This is a genomic window from Arthrobacter sp. TE12232, from assembly GCF_054062615.1.
Genome location: NZ_JBSSFK010000001.1, coordinates 4,169,966 through 4,188,236 on the forward strand (window position 1 = coordinate 4,169,966; position 18,271 = coordinate 4,188,236).

General features: G+C 69.9%; 10 protein-coding genes. 5 read left to right on the forward strand and 5 right to left on the reverse strand.

What is annotated here, in order from left to right:
• Window positions 1-106: 106 nt before the first annotated feature.
• Both ACVWZ7_RS18655 and ACVWZ7_RS18660 read left to right on the forward strand, forming a co-directional pair.
• A complete protein-coding gene (locus ACVWZ7_RS18655) occupies window positions 107-1,387 on the forward strand; it encodes an MFS transporter (RefSeq protein WP_456508713.1) in 1,281 nt (426 codons plus the stop codon).
• Window positions 1,384-2,511: a TolB family protein gene (locus ACVWZ7_RS18660; protein WP_456508714.1), complete on the forward strand. Its 1,128-nt coding sequence runs from the start codon at window positions 1,384-1,386 to the stop codon at window positions 2,509-2,511. The genes ACVWZ7_RS18655 and ACVWZ7_RS18660 overlap by 4 nt, the downstream gene beginning before the upstream one ends.
• A gap of 43 nt (window positions 2,512-2,554) precedes the next feature.
• Here ACVWZ7_RS18660 and ACVWZ7_RS18665 read toward each other — a convergent pair whose 3' ends face one another.
• Genes ACVWZ7_RS18665 through ACVWZ7_RS18675 form a run of 3 tightly spaced genes read right to left on the reverse strand, consistent with a single transcriptional unit; the run spans window position 2,555 to window position 7,253 of the window.
• Window positions 2,555-3,538 (reverse strand): NAD-dependent epimerase/dehydratase family protein, encoded by a 984-nt coding sequence (locus ACVWZ7_RS18665; protein WP_456508715.1) that lies wholly within the window; start codon window positions 3,536-3,538, stop codon window positions 2,555-2,557.
• Window positions 3,535-6,237 (reverse strand): alpha/beta fold hydrolase, encoded by a 2,703-nt coding sequence (locus tag ACVWZ7_RS18670; RefSeq protein ID WP_456508716.1) that lies wholly within the window; start codon window positions 6,235-6,237, stop codon window positions 3,535-3,537. The genes ACVWZ7_RS18665 and ACVWZ7_RS18670 overlap by 4 nt, the downstream gene beginning before the upstream one ends.
• Window positions 6,231-7,253, reverse strand: coding sequence for a 3-oxoacyl-ACP synthase III (locus tag ACVWZ7_RS18675; RefSeq protein WP_344365550.1), 1,023 nt, complete (start codon window positions 7,251-7,253; stop codon window positions 6,231-6,233). The genes ACVWZ7_RS18670 and ACVWZ7_RS18675 overlap by 7 nt, the downstream gene beginning before the upstream one ends.
• Window positions 7,254-7,525: 272 nt before the next feature.
• Here ACVWZ7_RS18675 and smc point away from each other — a divergent pair, with 272 nt between their 5' ends.
• The 3 genes from smc to ftsY all read left to right on the forward strand — a co-directional run bounded on the left by smc (window position 7,526) and on the right by ftsY (window position 14,809).
• On the forward strand, window positions 7,526-11,182 hold the full coding sequence (gene smc, locus ACVWZ7_RS18680) for a chromosome segregation protein SMC (protein WP_456508717.1): 3,657 nt from the start codon (window positions 7,526-7,528) through the stop codon (window positions 11,180-11,182).
• A 488-nt stretch (window positions 11,183-11,670) separates the two neighbouring features.
• Complete coding sequence (locus ACVWZ7_RS18685; protein WP_456508718.1) at window positions 11,671-13,485, forward strand: DUF222 domain-containing protein; 1,815 nt, start codon at window positions 11,671-11,673, stop codon at window positions 13,483-13,485.
• A gap of 109 nt (window positions 13,486-13,594) precedes the next feature.
• A complete protein-coding gene (gene ftsY, locus ACVWZ7_RS18690; RefSeq protein WP_116766596.1) occupies window positions 13,595-14,809 on the forward strand; it encodes a signal recognition particle-docking protein FtsY in 1,215 nt (404 codons plus the stop codon).
• 88 nt (window positions 14,810-14,897) lie between these two features.
• On the opposite strand, the gene ACVWZ7_RS18695 is transcribed toward ftsY, so the two are convergent.
• Window positions 14,898-16,532, reverse strand: a complete 1,635-nt coding sequence (locus tag ACVWZ7_RS18695; RefSeq protein ID WP_456508719.1) for a hypothetical protein — start codon at window positions 16,530-16,532, stop codon at window positions 14,898-14,900.
• Window positions 16,533-16,773: 241 nt separating this feature from the next.
• Window positions 16,774-17,931, reverse strand: a complete 1,158-nt coding sequence (locus ACVWZ7_RS18700) for an MFS transporter (RefSeq protein WP_425547261.1) — start codon at window positions 17,929-17,931, stop codon at window positions 16,774-16,776.
• Window positions 17,932-18,271: the final 340 nt, after the last annotated feature.

Below are 18,271 nucleotides of genomic sequence, written 5' to 3' on the forward strand. Positions count from 1 at the left end.
AACTGTCGCCATGGGAGCTGGGGACTATAGGAATCGTTATCGCTCCGGCGTTAAAGGCGGAGTCAATAGGGCCGACACGACGCCGGACGCGCACGGGTAGGCCGGCGTGTACATCTCAATGGCCGACCGCACCGGCGGCAGGAAAAATTCCGGAGCCACCGGGACGCAGACTCTGCCCGGACCGGGCGTGGCCTTCCGTCTTTCGCCTGTCATTCTCTGGCTGGGCATCGTCAGCATGGCCACGGACATCTCCTCGGAATCCGTGTCCGCCATCCTGCCGCTGTACGTCACCGGATTTCTGGGCCTCTCGACCATTGCCTTCGGGTTCATTGACGGGATCAACCAGGGCGTCAGCGCGGTGGTGCGTATTGCCGCCGGGTGGGCCTCAGACCGCACAGGCCACCCGAAACGGGTGGCGGTGGCCGGCTACGGGCTCTCCATGGTGGCCCGGGTCGGCTTCCTGTTTGCGGGCGGGTTCTGGGCGATCACCGGGATCGTGACCGGCGACCGCATCGGCAAAGGCATCCGCACCGCGCCGCGGGACGCCTTGATCTCATCGGCTGCCCAACCGGAACATCTGGCGAGATCCTTCGGGGTGCACCGCATGCTCGACACCGTCGGCGCCGCAACAGGGCCGCTGCTGGCGTTCCTGATCCTCCTGTTCATCCCCAACGGGTTCAGCACCGTCTTTGTGGTTTCGCTCGCCTTCGCCGTAATCGGCGTCGCCCTCCTGGTGCTGGTGGTGCCGGACCGCAGGACTCCGCGGACGGCGCAGAAGCCGGACCGGGCACGGCCGCCCTTCACGTGGAGCCAGTTGAAGGACGCCGGACTGACCCGCCTGCTCGTGACCGCGGGGATCCTCGCTTTGCTAACCGTCGGGGACGGCTTCATCTACCTCGTGCTCCAGGATCGGGACTCCTTCGCCGTGCAGTGGTTCCCGCTGCTCTATGTCGGAACCAACGTCGTGTACCTCGCGCTGGCCGTTCCCCTGGGCCGGTTCGCGGACCGCTGGGGCAGGATCCGGGTGTTTCTGGGCGGACACGGAGCGCTGCTGGCGTGTTACCTGCTGGCCGCAGTGCCGTTCGGCGGCCTGGGCGTCACGGTGGCGTGCCTGGTGCTCCTGGGAGTCTTCTACGCCGCAACCGACGGCGTGCTGGCCGCGCTGGCGAGCCGGCTGGTCAGCCCGGACAAAGTGGCCACCGGCATCGGGGCCGCCCAGACCGTGGTGGCGCTGTGCCGGATGGCGGCGTCGGCCGGCTTCGGCATCCTCTGGTTCACCGTCGGGGCCCCCGCCGCAATGACGACGGCCGCCGTCGGCCTGGCCGCGGCACTGGTGGCCGCGGCCGTGCTGATGCGCACGTCCCGTGCACAGGAGGCCGGCGCATGACGGCCACCCGCACCGGGCGGCCGCCCGGAAAGGGTCCCTCGACAGGAAAGGCATCCGAGCCCGGGAAAGAAGCCACGACCGGAACCGAAACCTCAACCCAGCGGGTCGCGATCAGCAGGAAGCGACTCCTGGCCCTGGTGCTCATCACCGTGGGAGCCATTGCGGCGGCGGGACTCTACGCCGGGCTGGCCTTCCGGGACGCCCAGGCCAGCCAGAGTGCACCGCCGCCGGTCGACGTCACCACGTCCACGGCCCTGCCGGCGGCACCCTTCGTCCTGTTCCGCAACACCGCGCCGGGCCAGGGGTTCGGCTCGGCCGCCACCGTGCCGCTGTCCGGGCCCGGCGGTCAGCGCGCCTTGAGCGGAGCAAGCTGCGACCGCGTCTACGGCAAGCACGATCAGACCTTGTGCCTGCAGACCAAGCAGGGACTGGCCACCACCTTCCAGGCCACCGTGTACAACAGCACCTGGCAGGAGACGCGCAGCTGGCCGCTGCCCGGCATCCCCAACAGGGCCAGGACCAGCGCCGACGGATCCCTGATGGCCACCACCGTCTTCGTGTCAGGCCATTCCTACTCCGCCGCCGGGTTCTCCACCGAAACAGTCATCCGGGATAGGACAGGCCAGAGCAGCGGAAGCCTCGAGGGCTTCGCCCTGATACTGGACGGCACCCGGATCAAGGCCACGGACCGGAACATCTGGGGCGTCACCTTTGCTCCCGGAAAGCCCGACGTCTTTTACGCCACGGCGTCCTCGCAGGGGCACATCTGGCTGATCCAGGGCAGCATTGCCGGCCGGACGCTCACCGTGGTCCGCAGCGGCATAGAATGCCCGTCCGTTTCCCCGGACGGCACCCGCATCGCCTACAAGAAGAGCGACAACGGCACCCTGACCGGCCACCGCAGTGTCGCCGTCGTGGACCTCGCCAGCGGCACGGAAACCGTCCTGGCGGAGAAACAGAGCATTGACGATCAGATTGAGTGGCTGGACAACTCAACCCTGTTGTACGCCCTTCCCCGGGACGGCTCCGAAGTGGACAGCGACATCTGGTCCATCACAACGGACCCGGCCGCGCAGCCCGTCCTCTTCATCGAGCACGGGTTTTCCCCCTCGGTGGTCCGGTAGCGCGGCGGACGTCGCCCAGGTCCTTAGGATCCGTCCGGCACCCTCAAGCGCCGCCGCGAAGTGAACCGTAGTGCTCGGCCAGCCTCGCCAGGCCGTCATCAAGGGACACGGCGGGGGTCCAGTCGAGGAGTTCGCGGGTCTCGCGCTGGTCGAACCAGTGGGCGGTGGAGAGCTGTTCGGCGAGGAACCGGGTCATCGGCGGCTCGTCGGACCGGCCGGATCGGGCCCAGAGCTTCTCAACCACTGATCCGGCCGCCCGCGCGAGCCTGCCCGGCACCCGCCACGACGGCGCGGGGACGCCCCCCGCGGCACAGATGCCCGTCAGCAGCTCCCCGACCGGGCGGGGCTCGCCGTTGGTGATGACCAGCGCCCGGCCGTGAATGTGCTCTATGCGGTGCAGGGCGGCGACGATGGCCGAGGCGGCGTTGTCCACGTAAGTGGTGTCGATCAGGGCCGCCCCGGCGTCGAGCAGCGGCAGGCGTCCGCGGCCGGCACGTTCCAGCACCCGTTCCACCAGCTGCGTATCGCCCGGACCCCAGACGATGTGGGGGCGCACGGCCGCGACCCGGAAGTCCGGCGAGTCCGCGGCCAGCGCCAGCAGCTCGGCCTCGGCCTTGGTGCGCGAGTAGTCGCCGTGCGCGCGGGCAGGGTCCGCCGGCTCGGCGCCCAGTCCGGCGATAGCAGCCCCGGAATTGGCCACGGACGGGGAGGACACGAACACCAGATCCCGCACGCCGGCGTCGCGGGCCGCACGGAGCAGGCGGCGCGTGCCGTCGACATTCACCTCGTCGAAATCGGCGGCACGGCCCGTGAAGGAGACCTTCGCCGCCAGATGGATGACAGCCTCGGCCCCGGCGACGGCGCGGCGGACAGCGGTGTCGTCCGTGACGGATCCGGAGAGGTCCGCGGCGCCATCGACGCCTGCAGGACGGCGCTGGAAGGTGGTGACGGCGTGGCCTTGACGCACCAGAAGCCCGGTGACTTCCCGCCCGAGCAGGCCGCTCGCGCCGGTGACGAGGACCCTCACGGCGTGCCCGGCCGGCCGCCGGCCAGCACCGCGGAAGCCCACCGGGACAGGCGGACCCTGTCGATCTTGGCGTTGTGGCGGATGTCGGTCGGCTGGGAGGGGACGGTGAGCACGGCGGAGACGCTGACGCCTGCCTGACGGGCCGCGTCGCGCACGCGCCCGGCGAGGTACGGCGCCGCGGGGCCGGCCCGGCGCACCGGCGGAACGGTTTCGACGACGGCGACGACGGCCTGCGTCCCGGCGGGGCCGACCCCGACGACGGCGGCCAGCCCGACGGCGTCCAGGCGCTCGATGGCCTGCTCGGCGCCGACAGGCGTCACCACAGCACCGGGCGCGGTCACGACGTGCGCGAGGCGGCCTTCCACCCAGAGCCGCCCGGCGGCGTCGAAGTGCCCGACGTCGCCGGTGCGGTGCCATCCGGCCGTGCGGACGCTCTCGCGCTGGGTCAGCCAGAGCCTGTCGTAGCTTTCCTTCACATGCGGGGCGCTGACGAGGATCTCGCCGGTTAATCCCGCCTCGGTGACGGGTCGGTTCCCGGGGGCTGAGCCGTCCGCGTCGAGCGGGATGACGGCCACGCGGGCGCCGTGCACCGGCCGGCCCACGCACACGCCGTTGCCGGCCCCTGCGACGGTGCCGGCGGCGGCATCGGCCTCGGCGGCGCAGATCTGTTCGAGGCTGATGTCCGTGACGGGCAGCGCCTCGGTCATCCCGTACGGGGTGTGCAGCGAGGCACGGGGCAGCAGCCGCTGGACCTCTGCGAGGAGGGAGACGGGGACGGGCGCGCCGGCGGAGAGCAGCAGCTCCACACGACCCAGGGCCTCGTGGCCGGCACCGTCCAAGCGGCCCTGGGTCGCAAGGACGTTGCGCAGGGCAGCGGGCGAGGCGAAGACCACCGTGGCGTCGATCGCCGCGGCGGCGTCCGCCAGCGCGCGGGCCGTGAGGGTGCGGGGCGCTGTCACGTCCATGGCGGGCGTCACCGACACTGCCCCCAGCGCAGGTCCCAGCAGGGCAAACGGTGCGAAGCCTGCCACGAGGCGTGCGCCGGGGCGGATCGCCAGCGTCGCAGCCACGGTGTCCCGCATTGCGGCCAGTTGCCGGTGCGTATACACCACGCCCTTGGCCGGACCGGTGGAGCCGGAGGTGAAGAGCACGGCGGCGGGGGAGTCCGGGCCCGGGCCCGGAGCCTCGCCCGGGTCCGGGCTGAGTGTGGCTCCGCGGCGGCCGAGGGCGGCGAGGGAAGTCTCGACGGCGAGGACGCGGCGGCGGGCGGCGGGCAGGTCCCGCACACTGATGCGCCGGCCGGGCCAGCCAAGCACCGACGCGGCGGCGAGGGCCTTATCGATCCCGATGAGGTAATCCGGGGTCGCACCCTTCACGGCGCGGTTCAGGCCGCGGGTGCCGAGGCCGGCGTCGGCCACCACCACCACGGCGCCGAGCCGCAGGCAAGCGTAGAGGACCACGGTCAGGTCCACGCCCGGCGGGACCATCAGGCTCACCCGGCTGCCCTGCCGGACACCGGATTCCTGCAGGCCGGCTGCGAGGGCGGTGATATTCCGTTCCAGCTCCTGCCAGCTGAGCGAGCGGGCGACGCTGCCGTCCGCGGCCATCTCGGCGACGGCGGTGTCCCCGGCATGGGGTCCTGCCGCCAGCCCGGTAAGTGGCGCCCACAGGGGCGCGAGCCCGGTGCCGGGGGCCGGCGTCGAGGGTTCAGGCATTGGTGGTTCGGGCGCCGGGTTTACCGGTGCCGGAGCGTCCGCGGGGTTGCTGTCCCGGCCGCGCTCGGCAAGCCAATCGAAGACGGGGGCGGCAATATCCCGGTCCTCCGCGACCAGGTGGCCGGCGCCCTCGAAGCGGTGGACTTTCGCGTGCGGGAGCCGGCTGATGAGGTCCTTGAGGTACCGGTCGGAGAAGATCGGGTCCCGCGGTCCCCAGAGCATCAAGGCCGGTACGCTCAGCCTGCGCAGGCCTTCGGCGACGCGGGTGAGCGCCGGGAAACTCGGATGGGACGCGTCCGCGGGAATGTCCGCGACAAAGTTTCCCACGCCGGCGCGGCGGCCGGCGCCCCGGTAGGGGGCCATGAAGGCGCTGCGGACGTCCTCTGCGAGCGGCGGGCGGGCCAGGGAATGCGTCACCCGCAGGAAGGTGTCCGACGTCGTCGTTCCCCAGCGGTGCACGGCAGGGTGCAGGGCCAGCCGCAGGGCCGGTGGGATGGGTGAGCCGGGGGGCTGGTGGACGGCAGTGTTGGTCAGCACGACACCGGCGAGCTGCTGCGGATGCGCCAGGGCCCAGCCGAGGCTGATCACGCCGCCCCAGTCGTGGCCGACGGTGACAACCGGCCCGTCCAGCCCGAGGGCGGCGGTGAGGTCGCCGAGGTCGTTGATCCGGTCCGCCAGGCGCCGGAACGTGCCGGTGCGCTCGGAGAAGCCCATATCCAGTTGGTCCACGGCCACCACACGCCACGGATGCGCGGGGTCGGAACCGGCCGCCAGCAGGGTCCGCCACAGGTATGACCACGTCGGGTTGCCGTGCACGCACAGCAGCGTGCCGGCGGGAGTCAGGCCGCGGCGGGCGAGCTGGGCGCCGTTGTCGAGCAGGTGCCAGCGGCGCAGGGTTCCAGGCTCATCCGCGGCGGAGGTGGACGCCACATCGATGTCGCGCGACCATTCGGGGTCGACGCCGGTCCAGTCGGCGGTTACCAAACGATTTCCACCATGGCGGTGTTCAGGCCGGAGCCGACGCCCATGCACAGCACGCGGTCCCCGGTCACGAGGGTCTGCGCCTCCGCCGCGAGGGTCATGGGTAGGGAGGCCGGGCCCACATTGCCCCAGTGCGGGAACGTGATCGGCACCTTGTCCGGGTCCAGGTCGATGGCGTCGATGATGGCCTGGGTGTATGCATTGCTGACTTGGTGCGTCACGTAGCGGTCCATCGAGGCCCAGTCCCACTCCGGCTGGGCCTCTTTCCAGGCATCGACCACGAGCTGCAGGCCGCCATCGAGCAGGCCCTTGGTGTCGGTGGCCATGCCGTCGATGCCCCCCACGCACAGTTCATGGTGCTCGGTGCCGGCGCGCATCACGCCCCCGACGATCCGGTGCGCCCCGGGGTGCTGGTCTGCCGGGCCCAGGACGGCAGCAGCGGCTCCGGAGCCCAGGGTGAGTGTGGCGAATTCGCGGTTGAAGTCCTCGCGGGTCGTCTCGGGCCGCTGCAGCCGCGTCAGGGTGGCCTCCTGCGTGGCCTGGGCATCCTCACCGTTGACGATCACCGCGTACTTGATCTGGCCGGAGTCGATCATGCTGGCCGCCAGGGTCATACCGTTGACGAATCCGAGGCAGGCGTTGGCGAGGTCGAAGTTTATGGCCGACGACGGCAGGCCGAGTGCATGGTGGATCTTCACCGCGACAGAGGGCTCGAGGTTGCGCCGCGTGACCGAGGTGTTGATCAGCAGGCCAACGTCGGCCGCTTCGATGCCGGACTCGGCCAGGGCCTTGGCGCCGGCCTCGATGGCCGCGTCGTCGAACGATGTCCCGGGGGCCCACCAGCGCCGGTGTGTGATGCCGGCGACCCGTTCGAGCAGCTTCGGCGGGAACTTCAGCCGCCGCAGGGTCAAAGCCAGCCTGTGGTCGAAATCCTTGGAACTGACGATCGTCGGAGCTTCGACGCTGCTCACCGAAAGCAACGCGGTGTTGTAGTGCCGGAATGTCGCATTCCCTACCAATTCAAGCCCCTGTTCATGTCCGTCCTGCGCTCCAGCGGTTGACTGCCCCTTCAAACACAAGCTCAAGAGCTTAACTATGCCCGGTGCCGGCAGGTTTCTGCACATGCCGCCTGCGGCATCTGCGGCGGCCTCGCATGGGTTGTGCGCGGAATTGCCGCAGCTCCGCAGTAGATTGTAGGTACCCGGGGCCGTCCCCGACCATCCATGTCCGTCCGAATCATGCTTTCGCCCAACTGCGTGCCCAGTCCGCCAGCCAGGAGATCCGAAGTACCTTGCACCTGAAGAGTCTGACCGTCCGGGGATTCAAATCGTTTGCCTCAGCGACAACGTTTGAATTCGAACCCGGCGTCACCGCCGTGGTGGGCCCCAACGGATCGGGCAAGTCCAATGTGGTGGACGCCCTGGCTTGGGTCATGGGCGAACAGGGCGCCAAAACCCTGCGCGGCGGCAAGATGGAGGATGTGATCTTCGCGGGCACCTCCGGCCGTCCGCCCCTGGGCCGGGCCCACGTCTCCCTGACCATCGACAACAGCGACGGCGCCCTCCCGATCGAGTACAGCGAAGTGACGATCTCGCGCACCCTGTTCCGGACCGGGGGCTCGGAGTATGCCATCAACGGCGCGGCCTGCCGGCTGCTGGACATCCAGGAGCTGCTCTCCGATTCGGGCCTCGGCCGCGAAATGCACGTCATTGTCGGCCAGGGGCAGCTGGACAAGGTCCTGCACGCCACCCCCGAGGACCGGCGCGGGTTCATCGAGGAGGCCGCCGGCATCCTCAAACACCGACGCCGCAAGGAAAAGACGGTCCGCAAACTCGAAGCCATGCAGGCCAACCTGTCCCGGCTCAGCGACCTCACCGGCGAAATCCGGCGGCAGCTCACACCGCTGGGCAAGCAGGCCGAAGTGGCCCGGCGTGCCCAGACCGTCCAGTTCGAGGTCCGCGACGCCCGCTCACGCCTGCTGGCCGACGACCTCGTGCAGCTGCAGTCCGCGCTGGCCCGGGACGTGGCGGATGAGTCGGCGCTCAAGGCGCGCCGCGGCGTCGTCGAACGCGACCTCGAGGCCGGCCGGCAGCGCCAGGCGGTCCTTGAGCAGCTTGCCGCCGAGGCCACGCCCGCGCTGAACGCCGCCCGGGACAACTGGTACACCCTTTCCACGGGACGAGAACGGCTCCGGTCCCTGGGCTCGCTCGCCGAGGAACGCCGCCGCCTGCTGGGCGCCGCGGACGTGGTTCCGGACACCGGCCGGGATCCGGACCAGCTGGAGAAACAGGCCGCCCGCGTCCGCGAAGAGCAGGCCGGGCTGGAACGCCAGATCCTGGACTGCACCGGGGCGCTGGATGCCGCGACGGCCGCGAAGCAGGCCGCCGAACAGGCCGCCGCGGCCGAGGACAAGCGGCTGGCGGCCCTGCTTCGCGCTGCCGCGGACCGGCGCGAAGGCCTGGCCCGGCTCGCCGGGCAGGTCGGCGCGGCACGGTCCCGCGTGGAATCGGCCCAGGCCGAGCTTGGACGCCTCCGCGACTCGCAAAAAGCGGGCGAGGAGCGCCGCCGGCAGGCACACAGCGAATTCACGGCACTGGAATCACAGGTGGCAGGCGTTGAGGACGGCGAGGAATCGCTCGACGCCGAGTACGAGGCCGCCAGTGCGGAGCTGGACGACATCCTCGCCGGCATCGAGGAACTGGAAGCGGCCGAGCGCGAGGGCGAACGGGAACGCGGCGCCCTCGCGGCCCGACGCGATGCCCTCCAGCTGGGCCTGAACCGGAAGGACGGCTCCGAGCACGTGCTCGGTGCAGGCGACTCGGGAGTTTTGGCCGCCGGCGTGCTCGGTTCTCTGGCGTCCATGATCACGGTCGAGCCTGGCTTCGAGCCCGCCGTCGCCGCGGCCCTCGGCACCGCCTCTGACGCCGTGGTGGTCCGGGACCGGGAGACGGCCGCCGCCGCCGTGCGGCTTCTGCGCGAGGACGACGCCGGCCGCGCCGCGCTGCTGCTCGCCGATCCTTCCGCCGGTCCGGCTACGACTGCTGCCGCACACCGCATCGGCACGACCCTGGGTGCCGAGACCACGCTTCCCGCCGACACATCGCTTCCAGCCGGAGCGCGCTGGGCCGCGGAACTGGTGTCCGTGACGGCACCCGATACCGCCGGGCTGCCGCTGGCCGCCCTGCTGGCGGGCGTCGCCGTCGTGGACGACCTCGACGTTGCGGCGGACCTGATTGCCGCATATCCCGGGCTCACCGCCGTGACCCGGGCCGGGGACGTCGTCACGGCATTGACCGTCACCGGTGGCTCCGCGACGGCGCCGTCGCTGCTGGAAGTCCAGGCCGCCGTCGACGACGCCGCCGCCAAGCTGGCCACCGTTACCGCCGGTCTCGAACGCAACCGCTTCGCCCTCTCTACCGCCCGGTCCCGACGAGCCGAAGCCCAGGACCGCGCGGACGGGGCCCTCGCGAAGCTCCACGACTCCGACGCGAAGCTCGCCGCCGTCGCCGAACGCCTGGGCCACCTCAACTCGGTGCTGCGTAGCGCCGTCGGCGAAAGTGAGCGGCTCACGGCGTCCCTGGCCAGGGCAGAGGCCAACATCGCCGGCGAGCAGGAGGCACTCGAGGCGGTGGCGGCGCGGCTCGCCGCGGCCCAGGAAGCCCCCGCGGAGCAGGAACCCTCTCCGGAAAACCGCGACGCCCTGGCCCTGGCCGCCTCGCTGGCGCGTACGGCCGAGATGGAGGCCCGGCTCGCCCTGCGCAGCGCCGAGGAACAACTCACGGCCACCCGCAACCGGGCCACCTCGCTGGAACGCGCCGCCGCCACTGAACGCCGCGCCCGTGAAGAGGCTGCGGAACGGGCCCGCCGCCGGCGGCTCCAGGCCCGGCGCGCCGCCGCCGTCGCTGACGCCGTGGAGCAGGTAATCGGGTTCATCGACGTCTCCGTGGAGCTGGCGCGCCGGGAGCGGGACAGCGCCGAGGAACGCCGGGACGAAATGGAGCGCGAACTCGCCGCGGTCCGCACCGGCAACGACGCCCTGGCCCGCGAACTGGCCGAACTCACCGACTCCGTGCATCGCGACGAGCTCGCCCGAGCCCAGCAGCGGCTGCGCATCGAGGCGCTGGAACTCAGGAGCATCGAAGAGCTCGGGCTGACGGCCGACCAACTCGTGGCCGACTACGGCCCGGACCAGCCCGTCCCGGTGCCGGCCGCCGAATCGGGCGACAAGTGGGCCGCGCTGCGCGCCCCGGTGGACGAAGACGGCCGGGAAATTAGCGAAGGCAAGCCCTTCGTCCGCGAGGAACAGGAAAAGCGGCTCAAACGCGCCGAACGCGACCTCTCGGCCCTGGGCAAGGTCAATCCGCTGGCGCTTGAGGAATTCGCCGCACTTGAGGAACGCCACCAGTTCCTCAGCACCCAGCTCGAAGACCTGAAATCCAGCCGCAAGGACCTCCTGGACATCATCAAGGAAGTCGACGACCGCGTCCAGAAGGTCTTTGCCGAAGCGTTCGAGGACACCTCGCGGCAGTTCGTGCGGGTCTTCGCCCGGCTGTTCCCAGGCGGCGAGGGCCGGCTGGTCCTGACGGACCCCTCGGACATGCTCACCACCGGCATCGAGGTGGAAGCGCGCCCGGCGGGAAAGAAAATCAAGCGGCTCTCGCTGCTGTCCGGCGGGGAGCGTTCCCTGACGGCGGTGGCGCTGCTTGTGGCCATCTTCAAGGCCCGGCCCTCGCCCTTCTACGTCATGGACGAGGTGGAAGCAGCGCTCGATGACACCAACTTGGGCCGGCTCATCACCATCTTCGAAGAGTTGCGCGAATCCAGCCAGCTGATCGTCATCACGCACCAGAAACGCACCATGGAGGTGGCCGATGCCCTGTACGGCGTCACGATGCGCGGCGACGGTGTCTCCACGGTCATCAGCCAGCGGCTAACAGCGGAGGTATAGCCAGGGCCAAGATCTAGGACGTGCCTCCCAGCTGGATGTGACGCCTTTGGCCGGCTGGTGCGACCGTTTCCCGGCACAAGTCCGGATCCGGTAGTCACCGCTCTTGTTGCGGGCCGGCGCCGCGGGCGCAGCAGGGCAAACAGCTCAGCGACCTCGCCGGGAGAACCGGTGCTACTGCGGCCGTCGAGGACGCATCCACGGTCCGGGTGAGGTCACTGGACGTTCGCGGTGTCCGCAAGGCGTTCCCCGTGACGCCGGACCGTTGCCGCAGAAGCCGCGCTACATGAAGTCATTCACCGCCTACCCGACTTCCAATCCCACAAGCGCCGCTTGCCGCCTTGGCTTGGCACCACCGGCTCGATCGCCCGATGAGTTCAGCGACCCGGTCATCCCTCTCTTGGCGGTAACCCCTCGCAGACCGGGCGTCAGTGCCGGCGTCCCGTCGCAGCAGCATCAAGATTGTCGGTGCCTCTTCATAGACTTGGGGTATGAAAAGCAGGGTGGCTTGGAGCGGGGACAGCGGGGTGGCGGTGGAGGCCGTTGCCGCGTCTGTGGCTGTGCTGGCTGCTTTGCTCGGGTCCGGCGCCGACGGCCCGGACCGCCCTGATCCGGCCGCCGCCGCCAATGACCTGGGGGATGCTGATGCCCTCCGGGGCTCTGATGCCGTGCGGGGTACTGGTCCCGGCGCCGGTGCTGATCCGTTGCGGGATTTGGCGGATGGGTTGTTGGACGGGTTGGCTGAGGTGGCCCGGTTGGAGGCCCGGACGGCGGCGCTGAAGGTTCAGCTGGCCGCCGACTACGCCCGGGCGGCGAGGTTCCTGGCCCCGCCGGCGGGATCCGTGCGGGACCGCGCCGTGCAGGAGATGGCCCTGGTCGCCGAGGTCGCGTGTGTCCTGACCGTGAGCGAACGCACCGCCGGGGCGCTGTTGTCCGAGGCCCGGACCTTGACGACCGGGCTGCCGCTGACCTGGGCGGCGTTGCGGGCCGGGACGATTTCCTGGCAGCACGCCCGGATCCTTGTCGAGGAAACCAGCGGCCTGGATTCTGCCGGGGCGGCCTCGCTGGAGGGGCATTTCCTGGACCCGGCCGCGCCCGGGGCGGGCCGGGGCTGTGCGGCCGGGGAGCTCGTGCCGTCCCGGTTCCGGGCCAAGGCCCGTGGTTGGCGCGAACGCCACCATCCGGAGAGCATCGAGGCACGCCACACCGTGAGCGTCGCGGACCGGCGGGTGGAGTTCGTCCCGGACCGGGACGGCATGGCCTGGCTTTCGGCCCGGCTCCCGGCCGAGACCGCGGCCGGGATCTGGGAACGGACCACCGCCGCCGCCCGGGCCCTGCAGGGCCCGACCGAGACCCGGACCCTGGCCCAGCTCCGCGCCGACATCGCCGCGACCTGGCTCCTCACCCACGGCACCGGCCCCACCCCAGGCACCACAGCCGGAACAGCCGGCGACGGCACCACCAACGGACTTGCCGCCGGCGGGACGCCCGACGGCGGAATGGTTCACTGCGGACCCGATGGGGTTGGGGGTGTTCCGGTGCCGCGGGCGCAGGTCCTGGTCACCGTGCCGGTCCTGTCGCTGCTGGGCCTCACGGACGAACCGGCCGTCCTGGACGGGTACGGTCCGATCCCGCCGTCGATGGCCCGCCGCCTCGTCAGTGGCGGCGCGGGTTCCTTCTACCGGGTCCTGACCGATCCCCGGGACGGGGCGCCGCTGGAGATCGGGCGGAGCAGCTACCGTCTGACGGCGGCGCAGCGGCACTGGCTCCGGCTCCGCGACGGCAGGTGCCCGTTTCCCGGCTGTAACAACCATTCCCTGGACAACGAGGCGGACCACCTCCTGGCCTGGGCCGACGGCGGCACCACCGGTATCTCCAACCTGGGCCAGCCCTGCCCGAAACACCACCGCCTCAAACACGCCTCGGCCTGGACACCGAGCGGGGCCAGCGCAACGAGCCCGCCGGGCTGGATTTCACCCTCAAAACGCTATTATCCGAGTGAGCATCAGGACTGGGAACCGCCCCGCTGGCCGGCCCACCTCCCGATCACGGCTACAGCCACAGACCCTTGGCCGGAGCGAGGCGTGCCCGCGGATCCGGACCATCCTCCGGGCCCGGGCCCCACCGGGCACCCCGGCCAGGACCCCATCCAGGATCCCGAGCCGGAACTGCCCCCGGACCCCTTCCCCGACTGGCATCACTTCACGGCCGGGCACCCATTCCCCGCCGCAGACACCGACGACCCCGGCTGGCCGGCACCGTTCGGCGACCTCATCCCGGAAGACCTCGTGCTTCCATTTCTATGATCGGCAACCTCATGTCTCTGGGCGGCGTCAACTTCTGAGCAGCTCAGAGGTCCAAGCAGAACGAAATCGCTGGCCACGGCCCATTTGGGGTTTGTGAGAAGCTAGGGGAGTGAACGACATCCTCCCCATTATTCTGCCCATTCTCGCTGTGCTGGTGGTCCTCGGCGCGCTGATCCCGGTGCTCATGAAGACCCGGAAGAACGTCAAGAACTATCCCGGCACGCGCGACGCAAACGACCCCGTGCAGGCCCCGGGAGCCGGGACCCTTGTGGAGGACCGTCCGGCGCCAGCGCCGGCGCCTGAACGGAAGGCGCCGGGCGGCGTCGAGGTCGAAGGACTCGAAACGGTCGAGGTGCCGGACAACGCGGCCGGCCTGGAAACCGTACCGGTGGAAACGCCGCTGCCGGTGGCCGGGCGCCTTATCCGGCTGCGCGAGCGGCTGGTCAAATCCAACAACATCCTGGGCAAGGGGCTCCTGGCCCTGCTCTCGGCGGACAAGATCGATGAAAACGTCTGGGACGAGGTCGAGGAGACCCTCCTGCTGGCCGACCTCGGCACCGAACCGACCATGCAGCTCGTGGATGCGCTCCGCGAACGCGTCAAGGTGATCGGCACGCGGGACCCCGAGCACGTCAAGGCCCTGCTCCGCGAGGAACTCATCAAACTCGTGGACCCCACCATGGACCGCACCCTGCACGTTGAGCGCCACGCCGACAAACCTGCCGTCATGATGGTGGTCGGCGTCAACGGCGTCGGCAAGACCACCACCGTGGGCAAGCTGGCCCGCGTGCTCGTCGCCGAGGACAAGGACGTGCTGCTGGGCGCGGCCGACACCTTCCGTGCGGCCGCCGCCGAGCAGCTGGCCACGTGGGGCCAGCGCGTGGGCGTCCCCACCGTGAAGTCGGACATCGACGGCGCTGACCCCGCCTCGGTGGCCTACGAGGCCGTCAAGGCCGGCATCGACCAGGAAGTCGACGTCGTCATGATCGACACCGCAGGGCGGCTGCAGAACAAGGTGGGGCTCATGGACGAGCTCAGCAAGGTCAAGCGGGTCATCGAAAAGCTTGCCGAGGTGGACGAGGTCCTGCTGGTCCTGGATGCCACCACCGGCCAGAACGGGCTCAACCAGGCCCGGGTGTTCTCCGAGGTGGTCAACATCACCGGAATCGTCCTGACCAAGCTGGACGGCACCGCCAAGGGCGGGATCGTCGTCGCCATCCAGAAGTCCCTGGGAGTACCGGTCAAGCTGATCGGCCTGGGAGAAGGCGCCGATGACCTCGCGCCGTTCGACGCCGAAGCGTTCGTCGACGCGTTGCTGAACTAACCACGCACGGCAAAAAAGTGCCCCGGTCCGCAGAGGACCGGGGCACTTTTTGCTGCTGGCTGTGCTGCGCGAAGTCAGCGGGGTGTGGCTAGTACGTGAAGTGCAGCACCGTCACGGTTCCGGCCGTCAGCTTGAACTGCTGCGTCCCTGACTTATAGGCGAAGCCGGGCACCGTGGCACGCTCGGCAAGGGGCTTCGGCTCGGACTTGGCGCCGTCGATCACGGTCTGGTCCTCGGCTTTGTAGCTGGGGCCGCTGAGCTGGGTCATGGTCCCGGTTACCGGCTTGCCCGGCAGGTTCAGGGTGACGTCGGTCTGCGCGGCCTTCTCGGGGTCGTTTTCATTGACGATCACCACGCTGGTGCTGCCGTCCGCGTTCTGCAGCGCGTAGCTGAACGCCAGCCCGCCGCCAGAGCTGTTCAGCTTCATGAACTTGCCGGCCTCAAGCTCGGCCACCATGGAGATGCCGAAGAAGTTGGCCCGGCCGGACATCTGGCCGTTGCCGAACGGGTAGGCACCGGCGCTGCAGATCGCGGACAGGGGCGGCCCGCCCTTGCAGGTCTGCAGGGAGCTGTGGAAACCGATCCGGGTGATGCCCAGCTGGGCGGCGTTGAGGGCATAGTCCGCCGCCCACAGGGCCGAGGCGTGGGTGCGGGAGGTCTCGTTCGAGCCGGGGCAGGCGGCGATCCCGGTCTCCGGGAGCCATGTCTCCAGGCCTGCGTCCTGGCCGACCTTGAGGGCCGATTTCTGGTAATCGGCGGCGCGGTCGTGCATCAGCTGGCTCATCAGGTTGGCCATGGTGGGCGAGCCCTTGGGGTCGCTGCCGTCACAGCTGTACAGCGGGTAGTTATGGAACGTGAGGATCTTCTTCTGCGGGAGGTCAGCATCGACGAACGGCTGCCACCACTTCTGGTCATAGGCACCCGGGCCGGAGATGGGCACCTTGGGGGCCACCGCGTAGATGGCGTTGGCGTAGTCCTTCAGTTCCCGGAGGTACTGGTCCAGGCTGTAGCCGGTGCCGGTCTTCACATCGTTGAAGACGAAGCCGTTGGGTTCGTTGCCCACCGTGACGCTGAGCAAACGGTCGCCGAAGATCTCCGAGGCGTTCTTGACCATATCTGCCGCCCGGGCCGGGTCGTAATGGCCCAGGTCCACCGTCAGGCTGATCGTGGCATTCCCGGCCTCAAGAAGAGTCTTTACCCGTGCCAGGTCAGCCGGGCCCACGGCCTTGACCGGGTGGGTCTTGTCTCCCTTGTAGCCGGCGGGGACGGCCTCGCCGGTGGAGGTCCAGAAGAAGCGCCGGTCCACGGCGTTGCCGCCAAAGCGCAGGACAGGCTGGTCGATCTCCTTCAGGAGCTTGACCATCGACGCGTTGTCGGCGCTGAGGTCAGGGTCTGCCAAGTCCGTTGCCTCCAGGGAGATTCCCGTCAGGCCCTTGTTCAGGGATGTGCCCACGAGGTCGCTGGAGACGTCCACCTTAAGAGGCTCAACCTTTTCCAGCGGCGACCCGGCCGGCGGACCCGCCTGCTGGTAGTACGTCACCGACGGCCCCACCTCGGCAGGGCCGGACGCGGGGGCGGATTCGGACGTGGCCTGTGGTGCCGGCGGTGCCTGGGTGGGTCCGCCGAGAGCCAGGGGAACCAGCACCGCCGTGGCCGCGAGAACGGCGACGATTCCGGTGCCGGCGATAATCCGTGCGCGCTTCTTCTTCTTTCCGGCATTCACTGCGTTCGCCGGATTAGCCGCATTCACGGGGTTGGTTGGGTCAGGGCTATCGGCTTTCCCGGGGGAAGAGTCGAATCTGGCCATGGGGGATTACCTCCGGAGGGTTGTGGCAAGTGACCCCAGCTTAGCCAAGGGCGGAGGCAGTCGCTGACCAGCGGGTTCGTGTCAGGGCACCGTCTGCGGTCATTGGCCCCGGGGGCCCGGGCCGGATACAGTTTGCGGCGTTCCCCGGCGCGCCGGGCTAGGCGCGGTTCGCGGTGTGCCGGACAAACGTTTCCCGGGCCGGGAGCCACACAGCGGCGGCGGCCAGCAGCATGCCGCCCGTGACGCCGAAGGCCCAGCCGTAGCCCAGACGGTCCGCCAGCAGCCCGGCCACGACGGGTCCGACGATCGCGCCGCTGTCCGAGGCCATCTGGAAGACGGCCAGGACGCGGCCGCCGGAACGCTCGTTGCCGATCACGTCGGCGATGGCAGCCTGCTGGGCCGGTCCCAACAGCCCGGAGCCGATCCCCGCACAGGCGGACGCGAGCAGGAACCAAGGCAGCTGGTGAGTGAACCCGATAGCCGCCGTGGCCGTGCCGGTGACCACCAGTCCGGCGAGCAGGAGCGGCTTGCGGCCGAGGCTGTCCGCGAGCCGGCCGGAGAACGTCAGCGCCACCGCGTTGCCGCCCGCAAACACGGCCAGTGCCCAGCCAGCCGATTCCGGACCGGCGCCGAGGGCCACGACGGCGAACAGCGGCACCGTCGCCATCCGCACCCCGAAGGTGGCCCAGCCATTGGCGAAGCTCGAAAACAGGCCGGCCCGGTACGCGCTGTCCCGCAGCGCGTCTTTCAGTTCCATCGCCGGGGCCGTGGCGCCGGGCTCCCGCGAGGCGGCCGGGACGTGGCTGAGCTGGGTCTGCACCACGATGGCCGCCAGCACGAGGGCGGCCGCGTAAGCAAGGAACGGCACGCGCAGGCCGAAGTTGGCGAGCAGGCCGCCGACGATAGGTCCGCAGACGTTGCCGATCAGGAATGCCGAGGCGTAGGCCCCGGAGACGCGGCCGCGGCTTTTCGGCGGCGCGAGCCGGACCACGAGCGCCATGGATGCCACGGTAAACATCACCGACCCCGCCCCACCGAGCCCGCGGAAGATCAGGAGCTGCCAGTAGTCCTGGGCGAAGGCGCAGGCCGCCGTCGACGCCGCCACAATCAGCAGACCGGCAACGTAGACGGGCCGTTCGCCGAACTTTACGATCAGCGCGCCGCCGGCCGGGGCGAAGACCAGCCGCATGAAGGCGAAGATGCTCACGATCACCGCCGCCGCCGTCGCGCCGACGTTGAAAGTGGTCGCGAACTGGGGGAGTACCGGCGCGACAAGGCCAAAGCCGATCGCGATCAGGAAGGCCGCCACCAGCATCACCTTGATGTCCCGGGGAAGCCGGGAACGCCCGTGCGCCACGGCGGGCAGCTTGGGGGCGGCTTCGCCGGCGGGGCGGGAGGTCTTGCTCATAGTGCGTTAGTCCTTGGGGAGAAGAGGGGCCGGCGGGCTGCTGGTCCTAAAGCGCTGAATTATGCGGATGAAACATAACCGTAACAAGTGTGAGATGCACCATTTACGTCCGGGAGGTTCTTGTAACAACCTGGCAATCTAAATCCTCCGCCAGCGAAACACGGCCCCGCGAAACTCGATGTAGAACGCAAATAATGCGTTGGGACCGGCGGACTACTCCGCACCTAATAGCAAGAGAGGACGTAGA

Bases quoted from the DNA above. Each gene is read 5' to 3' on its own strand.
- ACVWZ7_RS18660 (WP_456508714.1), top strand. From the start codon at position 1,384: ATGACGGCCACCCGCACCGGGCGGCCGCCCGGAAAGGGTCCCTCGACA.
- ACVWZ7_RS18685 (WP_456508718.1), top strand. From the start codon at position 11,671: ATGAAAAGCAGGGTGGCTTGGAGCGGGGACAGCGGGGTGGCGGTGGAG.
- ACVWZ7_RS18700 (WP_425547261.1), bottom strand. From the start codon at position 17,931: ATGCTGGTGGCGGCCTTCCTGATCGCGATCGGCTTTGGCCTTGTCGCG.